Origin of the sequence: Streptomyces albireticuli (assembly GCF_002192455.1) — a bacterium.
Lineage (GTDB): Bacteria > Actinomycetota > Actinomycetes > Streptomycetales > Streptomycetaceae > Streptomyces > Streptomyces albireticuli_B.
This window is the reverse complement of record NZ_CP021744.1, coordinates 6,212,989-6,225,472: the sequence shown is the minus strand read 5'-3', so window position 1 is coordinate 6,225,472 and position 12,484 is coordinate 6,212,989. Positions and strand designations below refer to the sequence as shown.

Annotated in this window: 8 protein-coding genes; all 8 read right to left on the bottom strand. The window is 74.8% G+C overall.

Features of this window, described 5'->3' with window-relative positions; translation table 11 throughout:
- Positions 1-20: 20 nt before the first annotated feature.
- A complete protein-coding gene (locus SMD11_RS27000; RefSeq protein ID WP_087928927.1) occupies positions 21-839 on the bottom strand; it encodes a TrmH family RNA methyltransferase in 819 nt (272 codons plus the stop codon).
- A 70-nt stretch (positions 840-909) separates the two neighbouring features.
- Entirely contained in the window at positions 910-2,139 is a 1,230-nt protein-coding gene (cobA, locus tag SMD11_RS26995) for a uroporphyrinogen-III C-methyltransferase (RefSeq protein WP_087928926.1), read from the bottom strand.
- A gap of 538 nt (positions 2,140-2,677) precedes the next feature.
- Entirely contained in the window at positions 2,678-6,880 is a 4,203-nt protein-coding gene (cobT, locus tag SMD11_RS26990; protein WP_087928925.1) for a nicotinate-nucleotide--dimethylbenzimidazole phosphoribosyltransferase, read from the bottom strand.
- A 218-nt stretch (positions 6,881-7,098) separates the two neighbouring features.
- Entirely contained in the window at positions 7,099-8,364 is a 1,266-nt protein-coding gene (cbiE, locus tag SMD11_RS26985) for a precorrin-6y C5,15-methyltransferase (decarboxylating) subunit CbiE (RefSeq protein ID WP_087928924.1), read from the bottom strand.
- Positions 8,365-8,472: 108 nt separating this feature from the next.
- Positions 8,473-9,114: a GNAT family N-acetyltransferase gene (locus tag SMD11_RS26980; protein WP_087928923.1), complete on the bottom strand. Its 642-nt coding sequence runs from the start codon at positions 9,112-9,114 to the stop codon at positions 8,473-8,475.
- Between the two features lie 210 nt (positions 9,115-9,324).
- Positions 9,325-10,185 (bottom strand): MetQ/NlpA family ABC transporter substrate-binding protein, encoded by an 861-nt coding sequence (locus SMD11_RS26975; protein WP_199843961.1) that lies wholly within the window; start codon positions 10,183-10,185, stop codon positions 9,325-9,327.
- A 97-nt stretch (positions 10,186-10,282) separates the two neighbouring features.
- Positions 10,283-11,077: a methionine ABC transporter permease gene (locus tag SMD11_RS26970; protein WP_087928921.1), complete on the bottom strand. Its 795-nt coding sequence runs from the start codon at positions 11,075-11,077 to the stop codon at positions 10,283-10,285.
- Positions 11,074-12,126, bottom strand: a complete 1,053-nt coding sequence (locus tag SMD11_RS26965; protein WP_199843960.1) for a methionine ABC transporter ATP-binding protein — start codon at positions 12,124-12,126, stop codon at positions 11,074-11,076. The genes SMD11_RS26970 and SMD11_RS26965 overlap by 4 nt, the downstream gene beginning before the upstream one ends.
- Positions 12,127-12,484 lie beyond the last annotated feature (358 nt).

Sequence of the window (12,484 nt, the reverse complement as noted above, 5' to 3'; positions counted from 1 at the left end):
GCGGAGCCCCCTCGGGCGTTTCAGGCCGTCGGCCGGCCCGTCGCCACCGCGTAGAACGCCACGGCCGCCGCCGCGCCCACGTTCAGCGAGTCCACCCCGTGCGCCATCGGGATGCGCACCCAGTCGTCCGCCGCCCGCAGCGCCCGCGCCGACAGCCCCTCGCCCTCCGCGCCGAGCATGAGCGCGACCCGCTCCATCCGGTGCGGGGCGACGTCGTCCAGGGACAGGGCCTGCTCGGCCGGGGTGAGGGCGAGGATCCGGAAGCCCGCCTCGCGGACGGTCTCCAGGTCGCGGGGCCAGGTCTCCAGGCGCGCGTACGGCACCGAGAACACCGCGCCCATGGACACCTTCACGGACCGCCGGTAGAGCGGGTCCGCGCAGTCCGGCGAGAGCAGGACGGCGTCCATGCCCAGGGCGGCGGCGCTGCGGAAGATCGCCCCGATGTTGGTGTGGTCGTTGACCTTCTCCATCACGGCGACGCGCCGGGCGTCACGCAGCAGCTCGGCCGGTTCCGGGAGCTGCTTGCGCTGCATGGAGGCCAGGGCGCCGCGGTGCACGTGATAGCCCGTCACCCGCTCGGCGAGCTCCGGGCTCACCGCGTAGACCGGCGCGGGCACCTCGTCGATGACGTCCCGCATGGTGTCCACCCACTTGGCCGACAGCAGCATCGAGCGCATCTCGTACCCGGCCTGGCGGGCGCGCCGGATGACCTTCTCGCCCTCGGCGATGAAGAGTCCCTCGGCGGGCTCGCGGCGGCGGCGCAGCTCCACGTCGGTCAGGCCGGTGTAGTCGCGCAGGCGCGGGTCGTCGGGGTCTTCGATGGTGATGAGCTCGGCCATGCTGGGGTCTCGTCGTCCTCGGTGCGGTGCGGTGCGGTGGTGTGGTGGTGCGGTGGTGCGGTGCCGGGGTTCAGCGTTCGGCTGCCGGGCCGACCTTGACCACATCGCCGACCACGATGACGGCCGGCGGGCGTATGCCCTCGGCCGCGATCCGCTCCCCGAGGGTGGCGAGCGTCGCGTCGACGCGGCGCTGGGCGGCGGTGGTGCCTTCCTGGACCACGGCCACGGGGGTGTCGGCGGCGCGGCCGTGGCGGACGAGCTCGGCGGCGATGGCGCCGCCGTTCTCGACCGACATCAGCAGCACGAGCGTGCCGCGCATCCGGGCGACGGCCTCCCAGTCGACCAGCGAGCGCGGGTCGTCGGGCGCGACGTGGCCGCTGACGACGGTGAACTCGTGGGACACGCCCCGGTGGGTGACGGGGATGCCGGCGGCGCCGGGCACGCTGATGGTGCTGGAGATGCCGGGCACGACGGTGCACGGGATGCCGTGCTCGGCGAGGGCCTGGACCTCCTCCATGCCGCGGCCGAAGACGTAGGGGTCGCCGCCCTTGAGCCGGACGACGGCCTTGCCGGCCTTGGCGTGCTCGATCAGGGCCTCGTTGATGGCCTCCTGGGCCATGTAGCGGCCGTACGGGATCTTCGCCGCGTCGATGACCTCGACGTGCGGCGGGAGCTCGTCGAGCAGGTCGCGGGGGCCGAGCCGGTCGGCGATCACGACGTCGGCCTCGGCGAGCAGCCGGCGGCCGCGGACGGTGATGAGGTCGGGGTCTCCGGGGCCGCCGCCCACGAGGGAGACGCCCTTGCCGCGGGCGCGGTGGTGCGGTGCGGTCAGGGAGCCGTCGCGCAGGCCTTCCACGACGGCGTCGCGGAGGGCGGCGGAGCGGCGGGGGTCGGAGCCGGTGAGCACGGCGACGGTGACGCCCTCGACGCGGCCGGTCGCCGGGGTCCAGGCGGAGGCCGCGGTGGCGTCGTCGCTGCGGACGGCCCAGACGCGGTGGGCCTCGGCCTCGGCGGAGGCGGCGCGGTTGGCGTCGGGGTCGTCGGTGGAGATCAGGGCGTACCAGGCGTCCGCGAGGTCGCCCTCGCGGTAACGGCGGCGCTCCCAGCGCAGCTCGCCGGCCTCGGCCATGGCCTCGACGGAGGGGGTGGCCGAGGGGGAGATCAGCAGCACGTCCGCGCCGGCTGCGAGCAGGGCGGGGAGCCGGCGCTGGGCGACCTGGCCGGCGCCTAGCACGACGACGCGGCGCCCGGCGAGGCGCAGTCCGACGGGGTAGGCGGCGGATTCGTTGTGCTCGGCCATGGGGGTGCGGGTCTCCTCGTGGGCGAATGCGCTGGTGGGGACACCCTACGGTGCGCGGGCGGGTCGGGGGCGGGGCGGGACAGGCCCTTCCGGGGCTGCATGATTTACGGCGGGTGAGGTCACCTGTGGAGCGAGCCCCCCAAGCCGCCGCAAATCATGCTTCACGCCCTCTCCAGGGCCCGTCCCGCCCCGCCCCCTCCGGCCGGTGGGTCCCCTACCGCGGGGACGACCGGTCTCCGAGAGCGTGCCCGCGCGCCCGGGCTTTGACAGCGCGGGGTGGGCTCGCGGACAGAGACGGCGGCCGCGTCACGCCCGTACGTCGCGCTGTCGCGCCGCGATGCGCCCGCCTGCCGGTGGGCGGCAGCCTCGGGGCGGCGTAGGCCGGTCGACCGCGGCCGGTCCGGTTCCGATTCCGGCGCCGGGCGCGTCAGCGGGCTGCGGGTGGTCGGGCCTCCGGATGCCGGGTGCCGGGTGCCGGATGCCGGATGCCGGATGCCCGTACGCCGCGGCGGCGTACGGGCCTGCGGCGGCCCGCGCGTCAGCCCTTCTCCGTGACTCCCGCCGAGTCGAACGTCGCGACCTCGTGCATCGCGCGCGCGGCGCTCTGCACGATCGGCAGGGCCAGCAGTGCGCCCGTGCCCTCGCCCAGCCGCAGGTCGAGGTCGACCAGCGGGCGGAGGCCCAGCTTGGTGAGCGCGGCGACGTGGCCCGGCTCGGCGCTGCGGTGGCCGGCGATGCAGGCCGCCAGCGCCTCGGGGGCGATGGCCCGCGCCACCAGCGCCGCGGCGCCCGCGCTCACACCGTCGAGGATCACCGGCGTGCGCAGCGACGCGCCACCGAGGATCAGGCCGACGAGGGCCGCGTGCTCCAGGCCGCCGATCGCGGCGAGGACGCCGATCGGGTCCTTCGGGTCCGGCTGGTGCAGTTCCAGGGCGCGCCGGACGACGTCGATCTTCCGGGCGTGCATCTCGTCGTTGATGCCCGTGCCACGGCCGGTGATCTCGGCCGGGTCGGTCTCGGTGTAGACGGCGACGAGCGCGGCGGACACGGTCGTGTTCGCGATGCCCATCTCGCCCGTGAGCAGGGCCTTGTTGCCCGCCGCGACCAGGTCGCGGGCGGTCTCGATGCCCACCTCGACGGCGCGCAGCGCCTCCTCGCGGGTCATCGCCGGGCCCGCGGTGATGTCGCTCGTGCCGGGGCGGATCTTGCGCGGGAGCAGGCCGGGCGTGCTCGGCAGTTCGCTCGCGACGCCGACGTCCACGACGCAGACCTCGGCGCCGACCTGCGCGGCGAAGGCGTTGCACACGGCGCCGCCGCCCAGGAAGTTGGCGACCATCTGCGACGTGACCTCCTGCGGCCACGCGGTGACGCCCTGGGCGTGCACGCCGTGGTCACCCGCGAAGACCGCCACGGCGGCGGGCTCGGGGATGGGCGGCGGGCACTTGCGCGACAGGCCGCACAGCTGCGCGGAGATGATCTCCAGCATGCCGAGGGCGCCGGACGGCTTGGTCATCCGCTTCTGGCGCTCCCAGGCCTCGCCGAGCGCCTTGGCGTCGAGCGGGCGGATGCCCCGCAGGGTCTCGGAGAGCAGGTCGTGCGGCTCCTCGCCGGGCAGCGCGCGACGGCCGTACTCCTCCTCGTGCACGACCCACGACAGCGGCCGGCGCTTGGACCAGCCGGCCTGCATCAGCTCGGGCTCGTCCGGGAACTCGTCGACGTAGCCGACGCAGAGGTAGGCCACGACCTCCAGGTGCTCGGGCAGGCCGAGCTCGCGGACCATCTCGCGCTCGTCGAAGAAGCTGACCCAGCCGACGCCGAGGCCCTCGGCGCGGGCGGCGAGCCAGAGGTTCTCGACCGCGAGCGCGGAGGAGTACGGGGCCATCTGCGGCTGGGTGTGCCGGCCGAGCGTGTGGCGGCCGCCCCGGGTGGGGTCGGCGGTGACGACGATGTTGACCGGCGTGTCGAGGATCGCCTCGATCTTCATTTCCTTGAACTGCTTCGCCCGCCCCTTGGGCAGCGACTTCGCGTACGCGTCGCGCTGCCGGGCGGCCAGCTCGTGCATCGCCTGCCGGGTCTCCGCGGACCGGATGACGACGAAGTCCCAGGGCTGCGAGTGCCCGACGCTGGGCGCGGTGTGCGCGGCCTCCAGGACGCGCAGCAGCACCTCGTGCGGGATGGGGTCGCGGCGGAAGCCCTTGCGGATGTCCCGGCGCTCGCGCATCACGCGGTGCACGGCGTCGCGCTCGGCGTCGCCGTACCCGACCGCCGCCGGGCCGGTCGGCTCGGCAGCCTCGGCCGGTTCGGTCAGTTCGGCGGCCGGCGTCGCGGGCTCGGTGAGCTCGGTCTGCTCCAGGGCCTGCGGGACCTGGGGTGCCTCGTCGGCGACGACGGCCTCCGTCGGCTGTTCGGCGGTCGCCTCCACGGGCGCCTCCGTCACCGGGGCCGTCTCCGGGGCCTCGGGAGTCGCCGGCGTCTCCACCGGCGCCCGCTGCTCCACCACCGGGGCGGCGTCCACGGGCGTGGGCTGCGGCGCGGATTCCGCCGGGGTGATCACGGGCGTACCGGCCACGGGGGGCTGCTCCTGTGACAGGTCGTCGGAGATCTGGGGTGCGGGCGTGGCCGGGGTCGCGGCCGGGACCTCGGGCTGCTCCGGGGCCGGGGCGGCGGCCGGGGCGGTTTCCACCTGCGTGGTGTCCGCCGGGGCCGTCCCGGGCGCTACGGCCTCGGGGAGCGGCTCCTGTGACGGGGCGTCGGCGGCCGGGACCTCCGCCGGAGCGGGCTGCTCCGGGACGTCCGCCGCCTGAGGCTCGACCGGAGCCGCCACCTCCGCTTCCGCGGCGGGCTGCTCCGCCGCCGGGGCCTCCGCCGCCGGTACGGGCTCCACGACGGCCGCCTCGGTCACCGGCGCGGCTTCCTCGGCCGGAGCGGCCGGGGGCTGCTCCTGCGGCGCGGTGGCCGCCGGGACCTGGACCGCCACGGGCTCGGAGGCGGCCACGGCGGGCTGCGCCTCGGCCGGAGCGGTCTCCGCCGGCTGCTGCGGCGCGTCGGCCTGGACCGCCTCGGCGAGCTGCTCCGGGGCCGTCGTCTCCACGGCGGGGGTCGCGGCCTCGGGGGTCACGACGGGTACCACCGGCTGCTGCGCGGCCTCGGCGGCCGGGGCCTCGACCGGGGTGACGGGCGCCGGAGCCACCGTCTCGGCCGGAGCCACGGCCACCGGCTGCGCCTCGGCCTCGGGTGCCTGCTCGGCCGGGACCGTGGCGACCTGCTGCCGCGTCATGTCGGCCTGCTGGTCGACGGGCTGCGCCCGCGGCACCGCGACGGCGGCGGGCGGCACGGGCGCGCCGGTCACGATGACGGTCTCCTGCGCCGGGACGTCCACGACCGGTGCGGCCTGCTCCTCCCCGCCGGGCTGCGCCTGCGGAGCGGGCTCGGCGGTCGGCGCGGCCACGGCCTGGGGCGCCTCGGCGGCCACGGTGGGCTGCGCCGGGGCGTCGGCCACCGGGGCGGTGACGGCCTGGGGCTGCTCGGCCGGGGCCGCCTCCGTCACGGGCAGGGCCTGCGGCATCGCGTCCGTCACCGGTGCGGGTGCCGCCTGCGCGGCCTCGGCCGGTGCGCTCACCACGGCGGGCGCCTGCGGCTGCTCGACGGCCGGAGCCTCGGGAACGTCCGGGGTCTCGGCAACGGCCGGGGTCTCGATGACCACAGGGGCCTCGACAACCGCCGGGGGCTCGGCGGCGACCGGCGCCTCGGCGACGGGCCGCGCCGCCGCGACGGGCTGGGCGACCGCCGGCACCGCCTCGGGGGCCGGCGCCGGGGCCGCGGCGGCCTGGAGCTGTTCGGTGGCGGCGGGCGCGGGCTGTGCCTGGACCGCCTCGGCGGGGGCCGCGACGGCCTCCGCCACCGCGTCGGCGGCCGGAGCCGGCTCCACCGGTGCGACGTGCGGGGTCTCCACCACGGGGGCCGCCACGGCGACCTGCTCCGGCGTCACCGGTGCGGCGGCCTGCGGCGCGGGGTCCTCCGCGACTATCGGCTGCGCCGTGTCCCGGTCGGCCGGCACGGCCTGCGGCGGTACGAACGCCACGGCGGGGTCGGCCGCGTATCCGGCCGCGTGGTCGGCGACGGGCTCGGCGACCGGCGCCTGGACGGCGGCCTGCGGCGCCATCGGGGCCTGCTGTGGCTGGGCGTCCCAGGTGCCCGGCTGCTGCTGCGGGACCTCGCCGAGGCGCGGCACCGCGGACACGTCCGGGGCCTCGGGGGCGCCCTGGACGGTGTCGAGGTATTCGGGGCCCGGGACCGGGGTCACGGGCGGCTGTACGGGGGTGCCGGGGGCCGGGTGCGGGGCCGCGGGGCCGCGGTCGGCCAGGGAGCGGACGACGCCGCCGGTGGGGTCCGGCACGGGCGGGCCCATGTGCAGCGGGCGCCGGGGGGCCGCGGGCGGGGCCTGCGCGGGCGTCCGGACGTCACCGTAGTCGACGGACGCCGTGTCACGGCCGCCGGTCTCGTGCGTACCGCCCTGGACGGGCGGCTGCTCCATCCAGGCGCCCTGGGCGCCCGGCATCAGCAGCAGGTCGTCCTCCTCGGCGCCGTCCGCTTCGCCGCCTTCCACATGGTCGTGGAAGGTGTAAGCGGCCGGGGCACCCGGATCGGCAGGGGCTACGGCGTCCGTGGGGAACGGGTGGCCGGGCAGCGCGCCTGCGTTCTCCGGCTGTCCCTCGCCCGGGAACTGGCCGGTGTCGGTCATGCGTACCCCTCGCCCATCGGTAGTGCTCCTTCCAACCGCTCACGCCCATAGTCAAGAACGAGCGTCCATGCCTTGCGGCACGTTGCTTGTCGCCCGCCCCTACCTTGCCGTGCTCCCGCCAAGAGGAGGGTGCGTTCGGGACATTGACGACTGTGGTGTCGGACACCGAGGGGCGGTACAACGATCCGCCAGCCTACCCCGCGCTCGGCGGAGCAAGGTCACAGGTGGGTGAGGCGCCCGCTCAGCAGGAAGGCCACGGACCGCTCGCGCTCGGTCCAGGCGGTGGTGTCCAGCTGCACCGCCTGGAGCAGCGCGCACTCGACGGCGTAGCCGCCCTCGGCGAGCGCCCGGCCGATGGCTTCCGCGTCGTCACGGGTGGCCGCGTGGGCGACGATCCGCTCGGGGCGGCGGGCCGCGCAGGCGGCGACGACGGGGGCTCCGCCGCCGCCGACGCGGACCACGTCGGGCTCGGGGAGGTCCTCCAGGACCAGCGGCGCGGTGCCGTGGACGACCTGGAGCTGGACGCCGTAGCGGCGGGCGACGGCGGTGGTGCGCGCGCAGGCGTCGGCGTCGCGGTCGACGGCGATGACGGCGGCGCCGAAGCGGGCGGCCTCCACGGCGGCGGCGCCGCCGGCGGAGCCGATGTCCCAGACGAGGTCGCCCACGCGCGGGCCGAGGCGGGCGAGTTGCGCGGCCCTCAGTTCGGCGGACTCGCCCTCGCCGAGGCCCGCGCCGTAGGCGTCGGCGGGCAGCGCCCAGCCGCGGACGGCGGGCGGGTAGTTGGGGTCGCGGCCGGCGATCCAGCCGCCGCCGGCCCGGGTGCGCACGGCGCCCCAGCCCTGGGCGGCGGGCTGTCCGCCGCCCACGCCGGCGCCGGTGCCCGCGCCGCCGATGACGATGACGACGTTGGGGTCGCGCCAGCTGTGGTCGGCGACCTTGTCGGAGGTGAGGACGGTGACCTGTTCCCGCTCGGTGCCCAGCTCCTCGCAGATGACGAAGGTGCGGTGGACGGGGCCGAGGAGGAGGGCCAGTTCGGCGGGGCCGGCGCCGGGCGCGGTGAGGACGGCGACCTTGGTGTGGGCGCGGCAGACGTTGACGGCGCGGCGCAGGTCGCGGCTGTGGGCGACGACGACCTGGGCGTCGTCCCAGGGCATGCCGGCGCGGGCGAAGGCGGCGGCGACGGCGGAGACCGCGGGCACCACCTCGACCTCCAGGCCGTGCTGGGGGGCGCGCAGGGCCCGTACGACGCCGAAGAAGCCGGGGTCGCCGTCGGCGAGGACCACGGCGCCGCCGCGGTGGCCGGCGATGCGGCGGGCGGCGAGGTCGAGGCTGCCGAGCCTGATCCGCTCGGCGGTGGGCGGGATCTCGGGCAGTGCCAGGTGGTGGGCCGCGCCGGCCACGAGGGTGGCGGCGGCGAGGGCGGAGCGGGCCGCGTCCGTCAGTGGCGAGCCGTCCCACCCGATCACCGTGACCCGGTCGGCCATCGTCGTCATTCTCCTGGGCTTGTCGCGGGTCGGTGCCCTCGGCGGGTACGGGCAGGCTGAGAGTACCCCGGCCGGTGCGGGCCGGAGGCGAGCGCGGGGTGCGGCGGGTCAGCGCCAGTCGGGGAAGGCGCCGGCGTAGCCGGTGCCGCCGGCGTGCTGTTCGAGCGCCTCGTCGAGGTCCTCGGGCAGCAGGCTCCAGACGATGAGGTCGGTGCGGATCTCGGTCCAGCCGCCGTCCTCGGTGCGGCTGCGCGCTATCCAGGCGTTCCTCAGGACGCCCTCGCTGATGCAGCCGATCTTCTGGGCGACCTGCTGGGAGGCGGTGTTGTCGGCGGCGGTGCGCAGTTCGAGGCGTTCGAAGCGCTGGTCGCGGAAGAGCCATTCGGCGACGGCGAGGACGGATTCGCAGGCGTAGCCCTCGCCGCGGGCCCAGGGGGCGACGACGTAGCCGATCTCGGCGGAGAGGGTGCGCCAGTCGGTGTGGTGCAGGTGCACGCAGCCGACGAGGCGGTGGGTGAGGAACTCGGTGACCGCAAAGACGATTCCGCGCCCCTGGGTGCGCTCGGCGGGGGCCTCGCGCAGGGCCCAGTCTCGGGCGTGGACGGTGGTGTAGGGGTGCGGTGCGCAGGTCCAGGCGGTGACGAGCTCGTCGCCCATCATCTCCGCGAGGGCGGGGATGTCCTCGGCCTCGAACGGGCGCAGCACCAGCCGGTCCGTACTGATGGAGATGTCCGGGAAGGTGGATGTCATGTGCTGCTCCAACGCCGGGGCGGGTGGTGCTCGGGACGGGATCCGGAGGTGACTCCGGGGAAGGGTCCTGGCTCTTGAGTGCACCAGCATGCAGCATCGACGCGTGGGTGCGCCAAGCGCCTGGGCCCCGCGCCCGCATGTCGCGGGGGCGGGGCCCAGGCCCGTACGGGCGTCGGCGGCCGGGCCGGGCGGCCGCGGCCCGGCGGGGCGTCAGCTCTTGACCGGGCCGAAGGCCGGGATGACGGAGCCGTCCTTGTACTTGTCCTGGATGAACTTCTTGACCTCGTCGGAGTTGAGGAGCTTGGCGAGCTTCTTCACGCGCTCGTCGTCCTCGTTGCCCTGCTTCACGGCGAGGAAGTTGGCGTAGGGGTTGCCGTCGGCCTTCTCCAGGGCGAGGGCGTCCTCGGAGGGCTTGAGCTTGGCGCCGATGGCGAAGTTGCCGTTGATGACCGCGGCGTCGACGTCGGCGAGGCGGGGGGCGATCTGCGGCGCCTCCAGCTCGGTGAGGTTGAGGCCCTTCTTGTCCTCGACGTCGGCGAGCTTGGCGGTGGCGCCGGCGCCGGCCTTGAGGGTGATGACGCCGTTGTCGGCGAGCAGCTTCAGCGCGCGGCCCTGGTTGGAGGGGTCGTTGGGGACGGCGACGGTGTTGCCGGACTTCAGGTCGGAGAGCTTGTCGATCTTCTTGGAGTAGAGGCCGAGGGGCTCGATCGCGACGTTCACGACGGGCACGACGTGCGTGCCGTTCTTCTTGTTGAACTCGTCGAGGAAGGGCTTGTGCTGGAAGAAGTTGGCGCCGACCTCGCCCTTGTCCGTGAGCTGGTTCGGCAGGGTGTAGTCGTTGAGCTCCTTCACCTCCAGCTTCAGGCCCTCCTTCTCCGCCAGCTTGTCCTTGACGAAGTTGAGGATGGCGCCGTGCGGGGTGGGGCTCGCGGCGACGACGAGCGGCGAGCTCGCGTCGTTCTTCTTGTTGCCGGAGGAGGAGCTGTCGGAGGGGGCGCTGCACGCCGTGGCGCCGAGGGTGAGGGTGGCGGCGGCCGCGACGGCGGCGGAGATCTTGATGATGTTGCGCACGAAGAGTGCCTCTTTCTTGATCACACGAGTTCACGCGAGGTGGTGCGCCCGGCAAAGGGTCCGGGCTCGTGAGGTGGGTTCCTGGGCCTCGGTGGGCTCAGGAGGTCTTGGTCAGGGCGGTGGCCGGCTCCTCGGTCGCGGTGGCCGGGGCGGCCTGGGCGGGCTGGACGGTCTGAACGGGCTGGACGGTCCGCGGGCGGCGCAGGCCGACGCGTACGGAGCCGGAGGAGCGGCTGCCGCGGCCGGCGAGCCGCTTGACGACCAGGTCGCCGAGCAGCTGGACGACGGTGACCAGGAGGATCAGCAGGACGACGGTGACGACCATCAGCCGGGTCTCGTACTGCTGGAAGCCGTAGGTGTAGGCGAGGTTGCCGAGGCCGCCGCCGCCGACGGCGCCGGCGATCGCGGAGTAGCCGATCAGGGTGATGACGGTGGTCGTGACGGCCGCGACGAGGGCGGGCAGCGCCTGCGGCAGGAGCACCTTGAACACGACGGTCCAGGTGCCGCCGCCCATCGACTGGACGGCCTCGACCAGGCCGTGGTCGACCTCGCGCACCGCGGCCTCCACCAGCCGGGCGAAGAACGGTATGGAGGCGATGGCGAGCGGGACGACCGCGCCCGAGGGGCCGATGGAGGTGCCGACGAGGAAGCGCGTGAAGGGGATCAGCACGACCATCAGGATGAGGAAGGGGAAGGAGCGGCCGATGTTCACGATCGCGCCGACGACCTTGTTCACCACGACGTTCTGGAGCAGTCCGCCGCGGTCGGTGAGGATCAGCAGCAGGCCCAGCGGTACACCGACGACGACCGCGTAGAAGGTGGACCACCACACCATGAACAGGGTGTCGAGCGAGTTGTTGTACAGCAGCGGCTGCATCGTTTCCCAGCTCACTTGGCACCTTCCTTGAGGAGCGCGGCGTCCGCGGGCGCCGGATACGCGACGTCGGCGACGTCGACCTGGAGACCCTGCTCGCGCAGGAAGCCGATGGGCACGACGTTCTCCTCGAAGCGGCCGGGCAGCTCGATGCGCATGCGGCCGATCTGCTTGCCGGCGACGGTGTCCATCGCGGCGCCCAGGATGGAGATGTCGATGTTGTACGTGCGCGACAGCTGCGAGATGACGGGCTGGGTCGCGGCCTCGCCGTGGAAGGTGACGTCCACGACGGTGCGGTCCGCGCCGGAGGGTTCGCCGCCGACGGGGAAGAGCTCGGCGGCGAGCTCGGAGCCCGGGGTGGCGAGCAGCTCGGAGACGGTGCCGGACTCCACGACGCGGCCGCCCTTCATGAGGGCCGCGGAGTCGCAGATGGTCTTGACGACGTCCATCTCGTGGGTGATGAGGAGGACGGTCAGGCCGAGCTGCTGGTTGAGGTCGCGCAGCAGCTGGAGGATGGAGCGGGTGGTCTCCGGGTCGAGCGCGGACGTCGACTCGTCGGAGAGCAGCACCTTGGGGTCGCCGGCCAGGGCGCGGGCGATGCCCACGCGCTGCTTCTGGCCGCCGGAGAGCTGGGCGGGGTAGGCCTTGGCCTTGTCGGCGAGGCCGACGAGGTCCAGGAGTTCGAGCGCCTTGCGCTCGCGCTCCTTGCCGGAGACGCCGAGGATCTCCAGCGGCAGCTCGACGTTGGCCTGCACGGTGCGCGAGGAGAGCAGGTTGAAGTGCTGGAAGACCATGCCGATGTGGCTGCGTGCCTTGCGCAGCGCCGCGTTGGCGCGGGGGCTGCGTCCGGCGAGGGCCGTGAGGTCCTGGCCGTTCACGGTGACCGTGCCGGAGCTGGGGCGCTCCAGGAGGTTGACGCAGCGGATGAGGGTCGACTTGCCGGCGCCGCTCTGGCCGACGACGCCGTACACCTCGCCCTCGCGCACATGGAGGTCGACGCCGTCGAGGGCGGTGACCTCGCGGCCGCGTGAGCGGTAGACCTTTGTCAGGCCCGTAGTGGTGATCACAGGGGTTTCCGTCACTGTCGAGTGCGCGGCGGTGGGGTGCCGGCACGGGCATGCATTGCGGAACGCGGCATCGGTGAGCCCCGGCGGCGCGTGGCGCGGCTTCTCGGGGTCAGGGGTGACGCGGGGGCGGAGCGACCCGTCCGGTCCGGGTGGGACCGGTGGCGGGGGCTCTACGGGTCTCGCTTCGGGGCGCGAGGCACGGATCGGGGGCCCTCAGCAGTCACACATTCGACACATGCAACGAGCAGCACCGGGCGTCGTCATCGCCTCGGTCGCAAGAGTGCGGGTGCTCGTCGTGGTCATGCGGGAAAGTAAAACAGACGGATGTGCGGCTCGGCCAAGCCTGTCCGAATAGCGG